Raw genomic sequence first — 19,573 nt, 5'->3', positions numbered from 1 at the left:
CTTGTGTGGGTGGAAACATGGCTAGAAAAAAAACACAAGACGATATAGAGCTTACAGAAGCAGAAAAAGAAATACTTCAAGAAATCATCATGACCTACAAAAGTGTAAAAGTGATGTCTCGTTATACGAAATGGATTGTACTCATTATACTCTTATTAGCGCTTGATTTTTCACGTATTATGGATGCGTTTGTAAGTATTTTTACACAAAAACCAAATATCCGACTCTAAACATACTCTGAGACGCGCGAAATTCTTTAGAAAATGGATTCTTAAATTTGCTCGTCTCATGGAGACGATAGACAATGTCTTCTTCCATTTAAAACAGTGGATTTCAAAGAATTAATCTTTGAATTAATTGTTTCATGAATTTAAAGCTTCTAATAAACTGTATTTGATATGAACAGCTTCGAAATTTTAATCCTTTAAGGATGAAGAGGAAGTCAAATCTTTGTAAAACGACACAATTGATTGTCTTTTATAGATTAGAGTGGATAATGAGAACAAATTTAAGTGGCCGCGTAAGAAATACATCTTTACCAGAAAATCATGCTCTACTGCCTCTTTTTGAAGCAGTTGTAAATTCTATTCATTCCATTGAAGAAATAGGAAATGATTTTTCCTCACGCTACATTATAGTTTCAGTCATAAGATCGAAGCAAGCTTCACTACCACTTGAAAAAGATACTGAAAAACGAAACAAAACACAAATTATAGGTTTTAAAGTAATCGATAATGGTACAGGCTTTAATGATTATAATTTTCAATCATTTGAAACTTTAGACTCAGATCATAAAATAAAAAAAGGTTGCCATGGTATAGGACGACTTTTATGGCTTAAAGCTTTTGATAATATAAAAATCCGGAGTATTTATGAAACAGATAGAGGATTAAAAGGGCGTGAATTCTTATTCGACGCTGTTCAAGGTATAAAAGCATTACACGAATTTCAAGATAATTGTACAAAGAGAGAAACTGTTGTTGAGTTAACAGGTCTACAACAAAAATATAAAAATCATATTCCTAAAAAGCTACAATCTATTGCAAAAGCACTCTTAGAACATTGTCTCTGGTATTTTGCAAGAACCGGTAGTTGTCCCTCTATAACTATTGAAGATGACTCAGAAAAGATATTATTGAATGATCTATATGAACAATGCATGCATGGAGCCGTTTTTAATGAAAAAATAATAATAGAAAAGTATAACTTTTCTATTATGCATCTTAAATTTAGGTCCTTACCTTTAGAAAACCAGGCTTTATATTTTTGTGCCGCCAACAGAGTTATCACAAAAGAAGGATTATCTCATAACGTTCCTGGTATTCATGCAAAACTGCAAGATGATATAGGTGAATTTATCTACTCTTGCTACGTAAGCTCTCCTTTTTTGGATGAAAGAGTACGTGCTGAAAGAATAGGCTTTGATATTCAAGAAAATACTGAAGGGTTACTAGAGAAGGTAGAGATATCATTTGATAAAATACGGAAAGCTGTAGTCCCTAGTATTCAAAAATACTTAGATAAAGAATTAAAGCAAAACATTCAAAACAGTAAGAAAATAATTGAAAAATTCGTAGCTGAAAAAGCACCACGTTACCGTACAGTTCTAAAACATTTAACTGAAAATGACTACATAGCGTCTCCCTCAAGCTCTGACCAAAGCTTAGAGCTTCTCCTTCATAAACATCTTACTAAATTAGAAGAAAAGGCTTTAAAAGAAGGTCATGATATTTTGCAAGCTGAACAAAACGCAAATTATGAAGAATACTTAAGTAAAGTTAGCGCATATGTAGAAACTGTAAATGATCTTAATCGCTCTGATCTAATAGGTTACTTATGCCACAGAAAAGTTATCTTAGATCTTCTAGAAAAGGCTTTAAAGAAAAGCGATAAAGGCTACGCTAAAGAAAATATTATTCACAAACTCATAATGCCAATGAAGTGTGATTCCAATGACATTTCTATGGATAATTGTAATTTATGGTTAATAGATGAAAAGTTAGTTTTTCATGATTATTTAGCTTCTGACATCTCATTGAAAGCAATGCCTATTACAGGTTCTACAGAAGATAAAAGACCTGATATATGTGCCTTAAATGTATACGACACCCCTATATACGACAATCCTATTTTAATATCAGACGAAGAGCCTATGAAATTGGCATCTCTTTTTATAATAGAAATTAAACGCCCAATGAGAGATGATGCACAATCGGGAGATAAAACAGATCCTATTAAACAAGTGTTTGATTATCTAGACGAAATTAGAAAAGGTAAAGTACAAACATTCGATGGTCGTCCTATAAAAGACTCTCTTGATATACCTGGTTATTGTTATATTATCTGTGATTTAACTGATAGTATAAGGAAATGTTGCAAAAACTCGAATTTAAGAATAACAGGTGATAACATGGGGTATTTTGGATATAACGAGAATTATAAAGCTTATATAGAAGTGATTTCATTTGACAAGCTTATAGATAATGCCAAGAAAAGGCATCGGTTATTTTTCGATAAGATGAATTTGCCAATAAAATGATTTCTCCCTCCCCACTTTTGAAATGGGGAGATGAATCGTGTTTTAAACTAAGCCGCTTTCACAACAGATCTTGCTAGAACGCGCTTGGCTTCTTTTGTAACTGATTTGTAATGATCAAGCTCTTTTTCGATTTCATCTATTTTTAAAAGACGACCAAAGATAATACCCATGATTTTAGGATAATTTGTCAAAACATATTGGCGAAGATAGTTAAAATCATCAAAGCATGTATCATTATCATAATCAACAGCTTGGGTTCTCAGTTTCTTTTCACATTCAATAAAGTAACGGCGTGCTTGACGTCCTTTCTCATTGCGTTCAACCATGGAAAGTTCTTTCGCCATGTCTAAGGTGAGGTGATATTCTATGCTTGGACGACCGCCTTTAGGTTTTACTCTTTTTTGAGTAAAACTCACAAAGTCTTGATTTTCTTGAAAAGAATATTCTTCAATCCGTCGTGAAATCCAATCGTTGAAGCGTATATTAACGTCTAAAAACGTATGTAACTCACGCGCGTTAACGGTTTGAACAGTTTGCTGATCAATGATTTGTTCCGTAATTTCTATAAGAGTGTTCATAGCGAACTCCTAGTTGTTAGATGTTTTTCATTGACACTTTTTATAAAAATGCCGGGTGCTGAAAAACACGGCAACTAGCCCGTCGTTATGCTTTCCCCGTAAAGGGTATTATATGGCATAACCACACCCGACAAAGCCATTATATGCGTCTAGCATACAATGAGTCAAAGCTTTTAAATTGCGGAAGATCAGTTATTTCGGCAACCAATCCGCTAGTTGTTTTAAGGTGTTTTTCAAGCACCTCATTCGACAATAGACACATTGTTATAATCCTGTCAAGCCTCTCCTGATATAAAAGACGCCCACTGCTCTAAAAGAACATGTCGCTGTTCTAAAAAATCCGTTCGCATATAAGCTTTTGTCACTGAACTCCCAACTGAATGGGCAAGAACAGTTTCGGCAATTTCAAACGGTGTTGACGTTGTCTCTGCTATCCAATCCCGTAAGCTTGAACGAAAACCATGGGGACGATAAGTTAAGCCGCAAACTGTCATATATTTTGCCATACTTGCATCAGAAATTGGCTTGCCGGTAAGACCAGAAAAGAGAAAACCTTTTTTCTCAAAAGGGAGAGATTTTTCAATTACTTTCAAAGCTTCACGACTTAATGGCACGCGAAAATCTGAAACTTTCCCTACAATACCTTTCATGTTTTCTTTTGGTATCGTCCATATATTTTTGTCAATTTGTTCAAGGCGTAAATAGCGCAATGGATATGACCGTGCTCCTGTCAAAATCAATAACTTCAGTGCTAAATTTGAAAGGATCTTATCATCCAAGCTTTGATAAAATGCCGGAACCTCTTGCCATGGCATAGCAGGAATATTTGTTGATGTCGCACGTGGTTTTCCTAAAAGCGCGCGTGCCTTCATACAAGCCTGTAGATCAACATCTAAACCAAGAGCCGCAGCATATTTCAAACAAATATTGATACGGTTAAGTGCTTTTCGCGCTGTGTCTGCTTTTTCATGCCAAAGGGGTGCGAGAACATTGCGAATGATATTGGCTGTTAATTTTTCTATAGGTAAATTACCAATGTGTGGAATCACGTGCAACTCTAGTGGAGAAAACCAGCGGCCGTTTTTACCTTCATTTTTCAACTCTGCTTTTTTGCTTTCAAAAGCCGCTTTTGCAATTTCTTGAAAAATATTGCTTTGCTGTTTTAAAATAGTCTGTTCTCGAAAGACAATAGGATCATTGCCTTCTTTAAGAATATCACTATAATATCTTGTAAGCTCACGCGCTTCTTTTAAAGAGAGTTTCGTAACAGGACCAAGTCCCATTTCACGGCGCTTATTGTGGTGCGTATAGCGAAAAAACCAAGAGCGTGTATTGTCTTTTCGAACATTCAACCACAACCCTGCCCCGTCACAATATTTACCCTGCGGAGACGTCTTTACGAATGATGCTGATAACCGATGAATCGCCCTCACTTAACGTCCCCTCTCGTCCACCTTTTCAAGCATTGCTCGTCCACCTTTTTGGGTCCACCTTTTAGACCACCTTTAATTTCTGATTTGAGATTTTTTCTTTAATACTTACTTTTTTTATTGAATCATAAAAAGCTATAGACATCAATACGCCCTTACACATCTTTATATACTTTGAATCTTGTTGCTAAGCCCCTGCTTGCCGGCATGCGGCACCGCATTTTCTCTTTTTCATATTAGAACATATAGATTTTTATTTAATTATCTGTTTGAAGACCACCTTCTACAGTTTATATAATTTTACCTAATTTGTTCTTATTTTCTTTGGAGTAAAGGCTAAGATCTCTTTCTTTCTCCATCTCACTGCTCTCCCTAGCTTATATGGCTCCGGAAACAACCCCTGAAGCACCCAATTGCGAATCGTTGTTGTGGATACACTAAAAAGCTGTACACATTCACGGGTTGTTACATATCTATCGCCATCATCAAATATCATCTCATTACCTTTCTCTTTTTTATGTTATGTAAATGGGCGGAGATACTAGGAGGAGAGAACCTCCCATATCTTCAAGCGGCTTTTTGTTAAAATCTTTTGTATCTCTTGTGCTATTGCCTCTAAAAAGATTTCAATAGCTTGATTGATTTGTTTAAGACGCTTCTGGAAACGTAGCCAATACAACACTAGACAAAGATGATACCATTGTCCCCGAATGCCCCATAAAACACTTCGTATGAAAAAGACGAAAGCGTTATTCATATGGAAAAATATATGAAACCGAAATCATCGTTCAAGTTTATTACAATACAATATTCTTTACAACACTATCCAATATCATTGGTCCATATATTGAATATGCTCCACTACTATATTGTTTTAGTTGGAAACAGACTACTAGAGAGGGAGAAAATATCGATTATGTTTTTATATAACATTTTATTTAAAATCCTTCATAAAGATATTTTTTAAGAAAATTAAGCAATTAGAGGAAAAAATAAATAACAGTTAAATTCACTATAGATTTTTTGATTAAATATGTATAATACGTTACGTGTATATCGTGTTGATTCTAAGATAATTTATAGATCTATAATATTCAACTGTAATGTTTTTTTGTTTTTATGAAAATAATTCTATGGTGGAAGTTATGGGTTATGCAATTACTTGAAAATCAATACCTATTATTTCATTACTTATTATATCTCTTATTTTTTTGTTAAAAAATGCTTTTTTTCATCAGGATTATTGAAGTTTTTTAAGTAAAGTTCTTCTAAATCATTCTGGATCAACTGTAAGAATTTATGAGTAAAATCTATCTGATTATAAATGGATTTATTATAAAGTTATTATCTTGAGATGGAGATCAATTGCTGCAAAATGAATGGTGTTTAGCATAATATTTGTTCAAAAAATGATATGAGTTTTAACATAACTCACTATGGATATTTTGAATTTATTATGCCCTTTCGCTGTTCTGTTCTTAAAAATGAGTAGATGTAAGTTTTCGATTCATATCCTGCTTTGTGTAGGTTTTTTTATAGGTAAGAATAATGCGAAAAATATCAAAAGAAGGGCTTGCATTGATTAAGCAATTGGAAGGCTTACGTTTATCGGCTTATGAATATTCTGGTGGTGTATGGACAATTGGTTATGGACATACAAATGCTGCTGGTGCTCCAAGCGTCCACAAAGACATGCAAATTACGGAAAAAGAAGCTGAAAAAATCCTTTGTCAGGATTTGAGAGAGTGTGAACTCGTTGTTGAAAAAGCCGTTACCGTTCCTTTAAACAATGAACAATTCGCGGCATTAGTATCATTTTGCTATAACGTAGGAATAACAGCCTTTTGCAATTCTACACTTTTAAAAAAGCTCAATAAAGGTGCATATGAAGTGGTACCAACTGAATTGCAAAAATGGACAAGAGTAGGAGGAAAACGTATCCAAGGTCTTGTCAATCGCCGAGCAGCCGAAGCAGGATTATGGGCGAAAGGATCTCATGTTGCCCCAAATTATCATGTAGTAGAATCAGAAGGTGTAACAGGTATTTGCAAAGTAGAAGCTCTTGCACCAATCATAGGTTCTTTTTCAGGGCTTGGAGGGTTTTTTTCAGGAAATGGTCCTGTTCAATGGGTTTTAGCAGGCATTATGGTTTTAGCTGCTTGTACAGCTATGGTATACATTGCTAAACGCTTTCAAGAACACCGCCTATGATCTTATGGATAAAAAATATCTAACAATGACGTCAGTGACCATAGCAACTTTTCTTATAGCTTTAGTGAAAGCCTTTTTTCTTGGGAAACAAGTTGAGAAGTAAAAGAAAACAAAGGAAGCTTTCAAGATAGGACAACACGGCTTAAGGTAGAAAATGAAGATTAATAAGAAAAGTGATGCTGCTATGCGTACTAAGCTTTCTAACTGGCTGCGCGACGAATGAACGAACTTCTTGTATTAGATGGCTGCCAATTTATTTGAATCGACAAGATATCAATGTGATTAATCCAAATTTGGCGAGAGATATTTAAAACATAACGAACAAGGTGCAGGTCTATGTGGTTGGAGACATAAACGGAAAATAAAGTGCTAAAGATACAATTCCTCTGAAATATTAATCAATGAAACGATTTGAAAGAGGTCGATATATTCAGATTAAACGTAAAAGAACTTAAAGGATAAAAACACTCTGGTGGTCGATTGGATTTAATTAGAGTGACGGAGATGTCTGAGTTGAAGCGAAAGAATTCAACAAGGTTATATTTGTATAAAGTGATTGAGTCTATTGATGTATTCCAAGAGCATCTTTGTTATCCTATCAAAAGAAGATGAGAAAAGATTTTACGGATTGCACTGCTATCATCGTTCAAAGAACTAATGATACACAACGTTCTGTCTTCAACAAAATAGGGTTTGGCATGCTTAAGAAAAGCAACCCACGGGATTGTATAATGAATAATGGACAGCTTTTATGTGATTTGTGAATGACGTTTTTTCAGCTTTCTAATCGTAATAATGATGTTGAAGATAAGATAAATAGTTTCGCACGGTATCTGCTTTTTCATGCTAAAGTGACGCAAAAACATTGTGAGTGATATTGGCTGTTAATTTTTCTGTAATAAATTCCCTATGTGGGAAATAACATGCAACTCTAGTGGAGAAAACCAGCAACCGTTTTTACCTTCATTTTTCAACTCTGCTTTTTTGCTTTCAAAAGCCGCTTTTGCAATTTCTTGAAAAATATTGCTTTGCTGTTTTAAGATAACTTATTCCTGAAATAAAATGGGACCATTACCTTCTTTTAAAATATCACTCTAATATCTTGCAAACTCATATGCTGCTTTTAGAGAAAGTTTGTAACAGAACCGTGCCTTTCACGGCGTTTATTGTGATGTGTATAACGGAAAAATTAAGAGTGCGTATTATCTTTTCGAATATTCAACCACAATCTTACTTCATCACAATATTTACCTTGGGGAGATACTTTTACAAAAGATGCTGATAATCTATAAATCGCCCTCACCTAATTCACCTTCTCGTTCATCCTTCTATGCATTGCCCGTCCACCTTTTAAACCGCCTTAAATTTTTGATATAGAATTTTTTCTTTAGTTTTTATTTTTTATTGAATCATAAAAATGATCTGTACCAATCTTGCCTCTATGCATCTTTATACATTTTGATTCTTGTTTCTAAAGCCCAGTCTACCAGCATATCACTCTGTTTTTTATATTTAATATATATTTTTAGATTTATTCGTAACTTGCTAGAAAAGTTTCTATATTTTGATAGCAAATCTTCTATCAGTTCACTTTTTTCAAAAGATTCTGAAAGGATTCTCAAAAAGTCTACAAATTTAAAGACTCTTTAATACGTATTGTTTCTTTTTTAGAAATCAAAATTGGTGATGCCCCATTCCTTACCAGAAATTGTATTATTTGAAGAGCAATCTGTATAAGATGATGTAATCTCTTTTATGAAGTTACCTAAAGTTTTTTGAATTTCTAGCATATTGTTTAAAGACAAAAGAAACCTCCCTTTTATTTATGCAAGCAGCTTAGACATCGGCTGATAATTCTCCCGCTTATAAAAAGCTTTTCTGGAATAACCTTCAGAACCACAATAAAGTGGTGAAAAATAAAACAAGGTTTTTAGATGATCATAACGCACAATAAAATCAGACCAGTTTAAATGTTCAATGCTAACACCTGCTAAACAGAGGCAAATAAGTTTTAGCACGCCTTCAAATTGGAAAGACTTAAACCCACACGCTACGACGGATTTCAACTCTCATCATACGATTTACCTTCCCTCTAAAACTTAATCGCTGTAAATATAAAAACCTTGAAGCCCGTTCTAAATCCGTGAGAGTTGCTGGGTCTTGCTGTATTAAACGTTGAAACTCTTCACAGCTACTCATCTGAAATGCTAGCCTTTTTCATAAAAGGATGATAGTGGCGTTGTAACATCCCCAAAAAGTTTACGACATCATCTGAGATGATTATTGCTGATTTCAGGGGATAGAATCAATTTCTGCTCAAAGAAAATCCCACCCATACCAATAAATCTACATGCTATGAGGAATGTCCTCAATAATTTTGATAATTTTTTTAGTCAAATTTCTTTTGTTACCAATATCAGCAGCAACTGTTGTGGAATTAACAGAATTATAATTTTTTATCTTAAAATGTATCCATTATTTTTTATATTCTTTCATCTATCTTAGCCTTCTTTTCCCAGCTTCAAATGATAAAAAGTAACTGCAATGTTAAGTTGTCTTGCATCGAACAAATTTCTCGCAAACTATCCCTATTGGCTAGATGACAACACATCCTCTATTTAAAGAAAGAAAACTTTTCTTTTTTATTCAGCGATATAGTAAATATTATCCAATTACTTATGAGAGTAATTCGATCAAATGGAAACTGTAATTCTTTCTACTCTGAGTAATCTTGTACCCGTTTATATAGGTTTAGGAAAGCATGCTGTTATGAATATTCATAAAAATGCTTTAAAAATTGATATCAGCAAAACTTCTGTTTAAAAAGGGAAAAGATTTTCTCTTACTTACTACTGAAAAAACTGTTCAGATTTGTCTTGATATTGCTGTAGAGCTTCAAAAAACATAAAGTTATCCCAACGTTTACAAGTGTGCCAACAATTCAACTTTGAGATAATATATCTGTGCTAGAGTTATGCCAATCTCACCAATCTGTTGTTGTCTATGAAGAGCATAGTATCAATGGAGAAGCCTAGAGATGCTATTGTTAAATCGCTTATAGAACAAAACATTCTATGCCAATTTGTATCATTAGGAATACCTAACGACCCCATCTGTAATAAAAACAAACTGGATTTTTTAACAAATTATGAAATCAATAGAGAAAGCATAAACAGTGTTAGCAATGACATACTATACAAAAAATATTCAACTGCTTCCTAATATGTTCGCCAGTTCAAAAACATCATAACTCATTGAGTGATGTAAGAAAATAAGAAAGAAAAGCACATTAATTCACGCAGTCTTGCTCTCAGTAAACGAGATTTTTTAAAGATTGTATGGGTATTTTTTCATTGCTTAAAAATGTACTCCATAAAAACAATATCATATCCATATAATATATTACCAATAAAATTAATATAAATAATATATAGATTATATAAATATTATTTATTAGATCCATTTTTTATTATAATTATAGCTTGCAATAAATACATATTGACATTTTTAATAATTTTATTTATATGCCATAATTAATATTATTATATATTAAAATAAAACTAAATGAAGTTTATAAATTTACGTTTTATGCTAATGTTGGAAAGAAGTAATTAACATGTTATATTTTTATATATAGGAGGGAAAAATGCTCACAGCATTATTTATATCTATTTTTTCTATATCAACAATTGTTTTACCTTTAATATCAGCGCTTGTTCCTTTTTATCCATAGAATGAGCTTTTAATAAAATAAGTAAAAGATGTATGCAATGTTATTAGTGTTTTTTTTGTGTTTATTATTATTAAGATTTTTGCGTTAAATATTATTGTATTTACGGAGTATTATTTTAGTTACTGAGTATTTTCTGTGATTTTATAGAGGAGCTTTTTGATCTTTTCTATTTAAATTTAACTGTCAACATATTTGTAAAATATATAATTATGCTCCTCTATAAAAAGACTTTCTTTTTCTGAAAGCAGTATAACATATTGCTTTCATTGCTTAAAAACATCTATATTTACTAGACTCTTGCGTGTAATATCTTTGATTGTCTGAGTGCCGGTCAGTGTCATAGCTACCCGCATTTCATTGGCAAAAAGATCAAGGAGATGCATAACACCTTTCTTACCTGCTGCTGCAAGCGCATAAACAAAAGCACGGCCAATCATAACAGCATCCGCACCTTGTGCTATCATGCGTACAACATCAAGACCAGAACGAACACCTGAGTCCGCTAAAATAGTCAAATGATCCTTTACAGCATCCGCAATTGCAGGCAACGCTCGTGTTGTTGATAATACACCATCAAGCTGACGTCCGCCGTGATTAGAAACAACAATACCATCCGCACCAAATTTTACTGCTTCTCGTGCATCTTCTGGATCAAGAATACCTTTCAAAATCATTTTTCCTTTCCAAAAATCGCGAATCCATTGTAAATCATGCCAACCAATTGATGGATCAAAATTTGCACCAAGCCAACCAACGTAATCATCCAATGCAATTTTCTTTTTGAGATAAGTGGAGACATTTCCAAGATCATGGGGGCGCCCCATAACACCAACGTTCCAAGCCCAATATGGATGAGTAAACGCTTGTAAAAAACGACGTAATCCAGCATAAGGACCAGACATCCCCGAATGCGCATCACGATAACGTGCACCAGGAACTGGCATATCAACTGTAAAAACCAACGTGCGTACACCAGCTAACCAAGCCCGTTCTAGTGCATCACGCATGAAACCGCGATCTTTGAGAACATAAAGTTGAAACCAAAATGCATCTCCAACCGCTTCTTGCACTTCCGCAATGGGACAAACTGAAACAGAGGATAGAGTAAAAGGAATCCCTTTTGCCACTGCGGCACGCGCTGCTTTTACCTCTCCACGACGTGTATACATGCCCGTTAGCCCAACAGGTGCAAGTACAATCGGTAAATCAAGTGTCTGATCAAAAAGCTTGATTGAAAGATCAACTTCACCAACTTGCCTTAGAATCCTTTGACGCAGTGCAAGAGCTTGAAGATCTTTACAGTTACGTCGCATCGTTTCTTCAGCATAAGCCCCACCATCAATATAGTGAAAAAGAAAGGGAGGAAGACGACGCTTTGCTGCCTTACGATAATCAAGTGTTGAAGAAATAATCATTGATGGCACCATTGTTCCTAAATAAAAAGAGAAGATATCCTAAAACGCATAAAAGCGAATCCGTGTAACTTCCTACTCGATATTCTCCCAAAACGCTCTATTGAATAGATAGAAGCAACAGAGATTGCAACTTTCTAAAAAAACTAATTGATAAAAACAATGTCTTTATTTCTCCTATCCAAATTTAAAATCTCACAGTATGGGGTATCATTAATAACGTATCCACTCATATATTGTTCATGTACAATTGAAGTGTTATACTTTCTTTAAACAAATACCTCTTCGAAAGCGATTGCTCCGCAGCTTAATTAGTTATAATTTAAAGTCGTTTCTCCCTCCAAAGGTCCTTAAATTATCGGTTATAAGAATATAGAGCCTGTAGTCATTAAGTATAAACCATAATCTCCCCCAAAAGATAAAAAAATCCTTTATTAATACTGGAAATAAAGCTATCGCATACATCCAGAAATCTTCTTATATCAATACTCAAAACTGAGACCTATTACTTATTCATGAAAGTTTATAAAAATATACAGTGCCTAATTCACATAAAGCATAAAAAAGTTTTTAACGTTCATACGAGTAGAAGCTCTCCATATTGAATTGAATAATTTTCTAGCAATATTTTATATCTTGAAGCTATAAATGAGTTACTAAAAGTAGAACAATGTTTATTAAAAAAATTGTTACTAAACTGTAGTGCAAAACTTCTTTATTGGCTCTTAAGGATAATTTTTATACGAAATAAAATATACTGGTCATTCAAGCTCTAGAAAAATGGAGCAATAGCAGCATCCAATCTCGCATGTTTACTTTGAAAAGCAAATACGTTACTGTTATATTGAATTTTAGTAATTTATTGATTTATTATAATCAATAAATACGAATAACATATTGAATATAGTAAAATTCTTTCATTTTAGATTTTTTCATGATGAAATAATCAAAACTATTCTTTTTTACATCATAAACGAAGTTCGTATAGATACAGCCTCTTGAAAAAAAGAAGTAAAAATGCCTCTCAAATGCAAGGGATGCAATAACTTTGGAAACTAAAAATAGAATGAATGGCGCCGGTTTTGCGAAGAACAAAATTTTCTTTTATCCAAAATACACTTTCTGGATACATGTTATCAAAATTCGTAGTTTCCAACTCATTTAAAATGCTTGGACAACTTTAAACCCTGTGCTTGATAATGTGATCCAACATCATGTCCATAAAGGGTTGATGGTCGATTAAGCATATGCTCATAGACCAAACGGCCAATCATTTGACCATGCTCTAAGATAAAAGGAACTTCATGGCTCCGCACTTCTAAAACCGCTCTTGCTCCTTTTCCACCCGCTTCCATATGCCCAAATCCTGGATCAAAAAAGCCTGCATAATGCACCCTAAACTCACCAACTAAAGGATCAAAAGGAGTCATTTCTGCGGCATAAAGCGGAGGCACATGAACAGACTCTCGTGAAACTAAAATATAAAATTCATCAGGATCAAGAACCAACTCCCTTTGACCACGATCAAAAAGAGGTTCCCAAAAATCTAAAACGTGGGCAACAGCACGTTTATCAATATCAATAACACTTGTATGATGTTTACCACGATAACCTATAAGCCCGTTTTCGTCTCCCTTTAAATTAATGGAAAGACCAATACCACCAGCGCTAATATTAGGAAGATCCTCCGATATCAGTGTTTCTTGCTTTTGCAAAGTGTGTAACTCAACTTCATTTAAATAACTTTGCCCTTTTCTAAACCGAAGCTGTGATAAATGTGAGCCTTTATGCACCAAAATTGGAAATGTGCGTGGACTAATTTCCAAATAAAGTGGACCATGATAACCAGCACAAATTTTATCAAACTCCTGAGCATTATCCGTAATGACACGCGTAAAAATATCTAATCGGCCTGTAGAACTTTTGGGATTGGCAACAGCAGATAAAAATTCTGGTAAAGCTAAATTTTCCAAAAGAGGAACAATATAAACACACCCCGTTTCCAAAACGGCTCCGTCTCGTAAGTCAAACTCATGCAACTTTAACCGTTCAAGCTTATCCAAAACTTTTGTATTAGGGCCCGGCATAAAAGAAGCACGTATACGATAAGCTTTCTCCCCTAAACGAAGATCAAGGCTTGCTGGTTGTATTTGAGATCTATCAAATGGATACTGAGCCTTGAGAAAGTTATTCTCAATCAAAGCTTGTATATCACTATCTGCTAAAATACCGCTTATACGCGCCATATATATTGCCTTCCCTTTTTACATTGTTTCTTTTTTGACCTAGATGATAAATTGGTGCAAGCTATTTTAAGGTAATAAAAACTATTTTTTCTGTTTTTTCCAACCGATTTGTTAACATAAAATAAAATAGGAGGTATTGTAAAAATAATACCTTCCATACTCTCTTATTCTTGAATGTCGCGCAAATGATGTTATCATAATTTTTTATAGAAGCCTTAAGATTCCTGTTAGAATTTATTATGATTATACGCCATCTTAGCGAAAATATTATTAATCAAATCGCCGCTGGTGAAGTTATTGAACGACCAGCAAATGTTGTCAAAGAACTTGTTGAAAATGCTATTGATGCTGGTGCAACACGCATCGAAATTATTACAGCAAATGGTGGAAAAAATTTTATAAAGGTGAGTGACAATGGTTATGGAATTCCTGCAGATCAGTTAACTTTAGCAGTTTCTCGCCATTGTACCTCAAAGATTACCGATGACGTACACAATATCTGCTTCCTTGGGTTTAGAGGAGAAGCCCTCCCCTCTATTGGTTCTGTTGCTAAACTTAAACTCATTTCACGAACAAAAGATGCTGAGAGCGCCGCTGAAATTTCCGTTACTGCAGGAAAAATTGTAGGACCCAAACCAGCTGCTGCAAACCTTGGAACAATTGTTGAAGTTCGTGATCTTTTCTTTGTCACGCCGGCACGATTAAAATTTATGAAAACCGATCGGGCTGAAACAAATGCTATTAGCGATATGATTAAGCGAATTGCTATCGCATTTCCACATATCCGCTTTTCTCTTTCAGGACTAGACAGAACATCTATGGAACTGTCCGCTACAGAAAATAATATTCAAGGACAATTACAACGTATTACGCAAATTATGGGAAAAGAATTCGCCCCTAATAGCATCGCACTGAATGCTGAACGCGAAGCAGTGCGCTTAACGGGTTTTGCCTGTTTGCCATCCTTCAACCGAAATAACAGCCTTCATCAATTTGCTTATGTTAATGGGCGTCCCGTGCGTGATAAATTTCTATGGGGCGCTATCCGAGGCGCTTATGCTGATGTCATGACACGAGATCGTTATCCTGTCGCTATTCTTTTTATTGATCTCCCACCTGCTGAGGTAGATGTTAATGTACATCCAGCCAAAGCTGATGTACGATTCCGTGATCCAGGATTAATTCGTGGTTTGATCGTTGGAGCTATTCGTGAAGCATTACAGCAATCTGGTATTCGTCCTACTTCAACCCGTTCTGAAGCAACGCTAGCTGCATTTCAAATACAAAAACCATTGGCACAACAACCGTTAGGCAATTTTAAGAACACGTACCAGTCCTCTTCTTATAGCCCACAGCCTCATCATTTTTCCACCGCTTCAATGGTTCACAAACCATTGGATATGACTAGTTCTTCTGGTTTGAAAGAAGATGCTACTCCTATTATGGAGGGCTTAAATATACCAAGTGGGGATGCATACATTCCAAACACTACATCTTCATCAGAAGAGTTATCTTATCCACTAGGAGCGGCCAGAGCACAAATCCATAAAAACTATATTATCGCCCAAACACAAGATAGTTTGATCATTGTCGATCAGCATGCAGCTCACGAACGATTGGTTTATGAAGCACTCAAAAATGCACTCTATTCCAAACCGCTTCCTTCACAGTTATTACTTATTCCTGAAATTGTAGAACTCTCTGAAGAGGATGCAACATGCCTTTTAACCCATAAAGATGCTTTGCAAAAATTTGGATTAGGAATAGAACCATTTGGACCAGGAGCAATTGTTGTGCGTGAAACACCTTCCATGTTAGGAGAGATCAACGTCCAAGCCCTTATTAAAGATCTCGCAGATGAAGCCGCTGAGTATGATACAACAAACAATTTAAAAGCAATGCTTGATTATGTTGCAGCAACGATGGCTTGTCACGGTTCAATACGGTCAGGCCGCCTTTTACGCCCCGAAGAAATGAACACACTGTTGCGACAAATGGAGGCAATACCCAATACAAGTACATGTAATCATGGACGCCCTACTTATATTGAACTCAAATTAGCAGATATAGAACGGCTTTTTGGCAGAAAATAAACTCTTAACTATTTTGACAAGAAAAATACTTTTAAATTAACTCTCAACTTTATAATATATCTTATGGCACTTTTCTTGAATCTCTTGTATCAGTAAAAAGGAATTATAATGTTTTCCGATAGTGAACGCGAAGCAAAAATTCATTATTCTAATAATGGATATGACATTATAGAATATGGTACCTATACCATTTGTGCTGTTAGCGGACAAAAAATCCCTATAGATGATTTAAAATATTGGAATCATCACCGTCAAGAAGCATATGCTAGTTGTGAAATCTCCTATCAGCGCGAACTTGAGTGCAACCCATATCTCAAGCAATTGTTAAAAACAAAAGAAAAATAAACCCTCGAAAGCTATAAATTTAGCCTTTACCTTTTAGACAAGAAAATTCAAGGGAACGTTTTCTAAAGCGGGTCATGACCTCCTCAAGGACCATACGACAGAAATCTTTTTGAACAAAATCGACATTCACATCAAAGACAATAAGATTTTTCAAATCTTTTTGCGTGTGAATTGTCTGTATACGGATATAATCTTTAGCTGTTGTTGCTAGCCATAAATTGTGCATTTTAGCCTTTTGTATAAGGCTTTTTAAATTTTTATCTGTGAAAAAATAGTGGTCTGGATATATGTAAGTTTGCACCACATGACCAGACAATTCTTTAATAGATTTAAAAAATTTATCTGGATTGCCAATACCGGCAAATGCCAAAAATGATTTTCCTGAAACCTCATCAGAGGCACTGGCTTTAAGATGAGCACGATATAAAGGCTTTCCAGTACGAGAAACAAGAAAAGCAATATTATCAGGCGCATCGGAGTGACCAATCAATAAAACACTATCCATAAAAGTAAACTGCGTTTTTAATGGTACGCGCAAAGGTCCTGCTGGGAAGACAGCTCCATTACCAAAACCACGCATCGCATCAACAACGAGTAACGTATAATCCATATAAAGACGGCGACTTTGAAATCCATCATCCATTAAAATAAGATTACATCCCTCTTTTTTCAGCCGTTGTGCCGCTGCATAACGATTAGGTGATACAGCTACAAAAGCATGCCGTGCAAGTAAAAGTGCCTCATCTCCAACATTGTGTGGAGTATCATATTTCTCATTTACAAGATGTACCCCTTTAACTGATCCACCATAACCACGTGATACAACACCAGGTACGAAACCAAGTTCTTTAGCCACTTTGGTAAAAGCAATAACAACCGGCGTTTTACCCGCACCGCCACATGTAAAATTTCCAATACACAAAACTGGCAAATCAATCACGGGAGGCTGTCTTGCCATAAAACGACTTGAAAAATAACCATACCCCCATGAAACTGGAGCTAATACAAAACGCAAAAAGCTTTTATTTTTCCACCAAAAATGGGGGGCGCTAATATGCATATCTACCCTGACGCTGACGTAAACCTGTTTGTATTACAAGGGGTTGTAAAAATGGATCTAAAATCTTTAATGTGCGCTCAAGTGCACCTGCCATATCTGTCGCCACTTCATGAGCCTTATCAACCATTTCTTGTCGCAATGTTTCATTTGTTAAAAGCTTATACACCTGAATAGCAAGCTGTTTTGTATCTTGAACCATATATGCTGCATCATGCGTTAAAAATTGTTCGAACATCTCTTGAAAATTTGAAACATGGGGACCTGTCAAAATAGCGGAACCAAGCAAAGCCAATTCCAATGGATTGTGTCCACCATTTCCACATAACGACTTACCAACGAAAGAAACTTTCGATAAGCGAAGAAAAAGACCCATTTCTCCAATTGTATCTCCCCATAAAATATCGGTATTCATGTTTGGAACAGCATCTCTACTCCTACGAATAAAACGTAATCCCTTATTGTCGCATTTTCTGATAAGATCTTCTGAACGTTCAGGATGACGAGGCACAATAATTGTTAATAAATCTGGCAAATAATTTTTAACAATCTTATGGACCTCAAAAGCAATCTCCTCTTCCCCTTCATGCGTTGAAACAGCAGCCCAAACTGGGCGATTGCCGATAGCATTACGATAACGTGCAAGCAATGCTTGATTTTCAACCAGAAAAACATCAGCCTTGAGATTACCAGAAAACGTAACAGATTTTACGCCAAGTGTATGGTAATAAGCTACATCTCTTTCGTTTTGACCAATCGCCAAATCAATATCCTTAAAAATATGTTTGGCAAGAACGCGTCGTTTTTGCCAAGCTTTAAAAGAATGTTCAGACATATGGGCATTAACCAAAATCTGCGGAATACGCATTTTTGCAAGTTCTTTAATACGAAGAGGCCAAATTTCTGATTCACAAATCAAGGCAAGATCAGGCTTCCAATGACTAATAAAACGGCGCACTGCAAAATCTAAATCCAAAGGAGCATATTGATGAATCAACCTATTACCAAAATGTTTTTTCACAAGAGTAGAAGATGTTACAGTCCCAGTTGTCATTAATACATTGATTTTTAATGATAAAATATAGTTTACAAGTGGAACAAGTGCAAGTGTTTCTCCAACACTTGCTGCATGCAACCAAACTAACGAACCTTGGGGGCGTACATGAGAACTTTTACCTAAACGCTCTTTTTTGCGACACCACTCTTCTTTTCCACGAATAGCACGAAAGAACAAATAAAAAGGAATAACAGGACATAAGCAAAAACCAATCATCCGATAGCTTAAAAGAGCCGTATGTGCCTTTAATTCTACCATTTAAATCACCTCATCCAGCTACTTTAAGATATTTATATGCTTATTTTGTTAAAAAATTCATCAACACTATTAGTTACATCCATATTTTTTTAATATTATCCATATCTTGAATAAAAAACGCTTCACCCATGAGAAAATTCAATACATAAAGGACAAAAAACGTAATTTTATCGCCATATTTTTTTAAATTTCCCTATAAAGATAACATATACACATTATTTATTTAAATCTCTTTTAATGAAATTTTGTCACTTATATCGATTTTATCACTGTATTCTGCACCCTATAAAAAATCTTACTTAAAAAATAACAAAGCTACATTTCAGTCGATTATAATTTTGAAAATATAAATGATAAATATCATACAACCTATAACATAGATTGTATCAATTTTTTTCAGCTCACTGAATAAATACTTATTATGATTTTAGTAAAACTTTGAATTTTGCACGTTGGTATTTTAGAGAAAAAACTTATTTTTACATATATTATGTATTATCAATTTTTCAAAAAATAAAATATGTTTAAAAAAAGCCTAATCTCTATGATTTCATTTCAATAAAATGAATATATAAAACTAATCTTAAAAAAAACTTTTGAACGGTATAAAGTTC

Annotated in this window: 13 protein-coding genes and 1 pseudogene; 6 read left to right on the top strand and 8 right to left on the bottom strand. The window is 34.6% G+C overall.

Annotation, left to right across the window (positions count from 1 at the left end; genetic code table 11):
* The first annotated feature begins 17 nt into the window (after nt 1-17).
* Nucleotides 18-230: a hypothetical protein gene (locus ACFIJQ_RS03790; RefSeq protein WP_015856478.1), complete on the top strand. Its 213-nt coding sequence runs from the start codon at nt 18-20 to the stop codon at nt 228-230.
* A 266-nt stretch (nt 231-496) separates the two neighbouring features.
* Nucleotides 497-2,539, top strand: coding sequence for a hypothetical protein (locus tag ACFIJQ_RS03785; RefSeq protein ID WP_375628599.1), 2,043 nt, complete (start codon nt 497-499; stop codon nt 2,537-2,539).
* A gap of 47 nt (nt 2,540-2,586) precedes the next feature.
* On the opposite strand, the gene ACFIJQ_RS03780 is transcribed toward ACFIJQ_RS03785, so the two are convergent.
* The 3 genes from ACFIJQ_RS03780 to ACFIJQ_RS03770 all read right to left on the bottom strand — a co-directional run bounded on the left by ACFIJQ_RS03780 (nt 2,587) and on the right by ACFIJQ_RS03770 (nt 5,043).
* A complete protein-coding gene (locus ACFIJQ_RS03780) occupies nt 2,587-3,117 on the bottom strand; it encodes an antA/AntB antirepressor family protein (protein WP_375628597.1) in 531 nt (176 codons plus the stop codon).
* A gap of 275 nt (nt 3,118-3,392) precedes the next feature.
* Entirely contained in the window at nt 3,393-4,550 is a 1,158-nt protein-coding gene (locus ACFIJQ_RS03775) for a tyrosine-type recombinase/integrase (protein ID WP_375628595.1), read from the bottom strand.
* A gap of 301 nt (nt 4,551-4,851) precedes the next feature.
* Entirely contained in the window at nt 4,852-5,043 is a 192-nt protein-coding gene (locus tag ACFIJQ_RS03770; RefSeq protein WP_012754684.1) for an AlpA family transcriptional regulator, read from the bottom strand.
* Between the two features lie 1,052 nt (nt 5,044-6,095).
* Between ACFIJQ_RS03770 and ACFIJQ_RS03765 the strand changes: the two genes are divergently transcribed.
* The gene (locus ACFIJQ_RS03765) at nt 6,096-6,758 is read left to right on the top strand and encodes a lysozyme (RefSeq protein WP_375628593.1); all 663 of its coding nucleotides are present in this window, start codon (nt 6,096-6,098) and stop codon (nt 6,756-6,758) included.
* An 849-nt stretch (nt 6,759-7,607) separates the two neighbouring features.
* Here ACFIJQ_RS03765 and ACFIJQ_RS03760 read toward each other — a convergent pair.
* Nucleotides 7,608-8,061: pseudogene (locus ACFIJQ_RS03760) on the bottom strand (integrase); the annotation flags it as partial.
* Between the two features lie 1,394 nt (nt 8,062-9,455).
* Between ACFIJQ_RS03760 and ACFIJQ_RS03755 the strand changes: the two are divergent.
* Nucleotides 9,456-9,581: a hypothetical protein gene (locus ACFIJQ_RS03755; protein WP_273787837.1), complete on the top strand. Its 126-nt coding sequence runs from the start codon at nt 9,456-9,458 to the stop codon at nt 9,579-9,581.
* 1,173 nt (nt 9,582-10,754) lie between these two features.
* Here the strand turns inward: ACFIJQ_RS03755 and lldD are convergent.
* Nucleotides 10,755-11,906 (bottom strand): FMN-dependent L-lactate dehydrogenase LldD, encoded by a 1,152-nt coding sequence (gene lldD / locus ACFIJQ_RS03750; RefSeq protein ID WP_273787836.1) that lies wholly within the window; start codon nt 11,904-11,906, stop codon nt 10,755-10,757.
* A 1,154-nt stretch (nt 11,907-13,060) separates the two neighbouring features.
* Nucleotides 13,061-14,149, bottom strand: a complete 1,089-nt coding sequence (locus tag ACFIJQ_RS03745) for a 2'-deoxycytidine 5'-triphosphate deaminase (RefSeq protein WP_273787835.1) — start codon at nt 14,147-14,149, stop codon at nt 13,061-13,063.
* 239 nt (nt 14,150-14,388) lie between these two features.
* Here ACFIJQ_RS03745 and mutL point away from each other — a divergent pair, with 239 nt between their 5' ends.
* Together mutL and ACFIJQ_RS03735 are read left to right on the top strand one after the other, a co-directional pair.
* On the top strand, nt 14,389-16,242 hold the full coding sequence (gene mutL, locus ACFIJQ_RS03740) for a DNA mismatch repair endonuclease MutL (RefSeq protein WP_273787834.1): 1,854 nt from the start codon (nt 14,389-14,391) through the stop codon (nt 16,240-16,242).
* Between the two features lie 108 nt (nt 16,243-16,350).
* Complete coding sequence (locus ACFIJQ_RS03735; protein WP_273787833.1) at nt 16,351-16,587, top strand: DUF2093 domain-containing protein; 237 nt, start codon at nt 16,351-16,353, stop codon at nt 16,585-16,587.
* Nucleotides 16,588-16,606: 19 nt separating this feature from the next.
* On the opposite strand, the gene lpxK is transcribed toward ACFIJQ_RS03735, so the two are convergent.
* Both lpxK and waaA read right to left on the bottom strand, forming a co-directional pair.
* Nucleotides 16,607-17,647, bottom strand: coding sequence for a tetraacyldisaccharide 4'-kinase (gene lpxK, locus ACFIJQ_RS03730; RefSeq protein ID WP_375628590.1), 1,041 nt, complete (start codon nt 17,645-17,647; stop codon nt 16,607-16,609).
* Nucleotides 17,637-18,959: a lipid IV(A) 3-deoxy-D-manno-octulosonic acid transferase gene (gene waaA, locus ACFIJQ_RS03725; protein WP_012754675.1), complete on the bottom strand. Its 1,323-nt coding sequence runs from the start codon at nt 18,957-18,959 to the stop codon at nt 17,637-17,639. The genes lpxK and waaA overlap by 11 nt, the downstream gene beginning before the upstream one ends.
* Nucleotides 18,960-19,573: the final 614 nt, after the last annotated feature.

It is taken from the genome of Bartonella sp. TT67HLJMS (genome assembly GCF_042193375.1).
GTDB classification, from domain to species: Bacteria; Pseudomonadota; Alphaproteobacteria; order Rhizobiales; family Rhizobiaceae; genus Bartonella; species Bartonella grahamii.
Note: the sequence above shows the minus strand (reverse complement) of the source record. Positions and strands in the feature narration are given on the sequence as shown.

What these genes read in the sequence shown, in the direction of transcription:
- ACFIJQ_RS03790 (WP_015856478.1), top strand. Translation starts at nt 18, where the DNA reads ATGGCTAGAAAAAAAACACAAGACGATATAGAGCTTACAGAAGCAGAA.
- ACFIJQ_RS03785 (WP_375628599.1), top strand. Translation starts at nt 497, where the DNA reads ATGAGAACAAATTTAAGTGGCCGCGTAAGAAATACATCTTTACCAGAA.
- ACFIJQ_RS03780 (WP_375628597.1), bottom strand. Translation starts at nt 3,117, where the DNA reads ATGAACACTCTTATAGAAATTACGGAACAAATCATTGATCAGCAAACT.
- ACFIJQ_RS03770 (WP_012754684.1), bottom strand. Translation starts at nt 5,043, where the DNA reads ATGATATTTGATGATGGCGATAGATATGTAACAACCCGTGAATGTGTA.
- ACFIJQ_RS03765 (WP_375628593.1), top strand. Translation starts at nt 6,096, where the DNA reads ATGCGAAAAATATCAAAAGAAGGGCTTGCATTGATTAAGCAATTGGAA.
- ACFIJQ_RS03755 (WP_273787837.1), top strand. Translation starts at nt 9,456, where the DNA reads ATGGAAACTGTAATTCTTTCTACTCTGAGTAATCTTGTACCCGTTTAT.
- lldD (WP_273787836.1), bottom strand. Translation starts at nt 11,906, where the DNA reads ATGATTATTTCTTCAACACTTGATTATCGTAAGGCAGCAAAGCGTCGT.
- ACFIJQ_RS03745 (WP_273787835.1), bottom strand. Translation starts at nt 14,149, where the DNA reads ATGGCGCGTATAAGCGGTATTTTAGCAGATAGTGATATACAAGCTTTG.
- mutL (WP_273787834.1), top strand. Translation starts at nt 14,389, where the DNA reads ATGATTATACGCCATCTTAGCGAAAATATTATTAATCAAATCGCCGCT.
- ACFIJQ_RS03735 (WP_273787833.1), top strand. Translation starts at nt 16,351, where the DNA reads ATGTTTTCCGATAGTGAACGCGAAGCAAAAATTCATTATTCTAATAAT.
- lpxK (WP_375628590.1), bottom strand. Translation starts at nt 17,647, where the DNA reads ATGCATATTAGCGCCCCCCATTTTTGGTGGAAAAATAAAAGCTTTTTG.
- waaA (WP_012754675.1), bottom strand. Translation starts at nt 18,959, where the DNA reads ATGGTAGAATTAAAGGCACATACGGCTCTTTTAAGCTATCGGATGATT.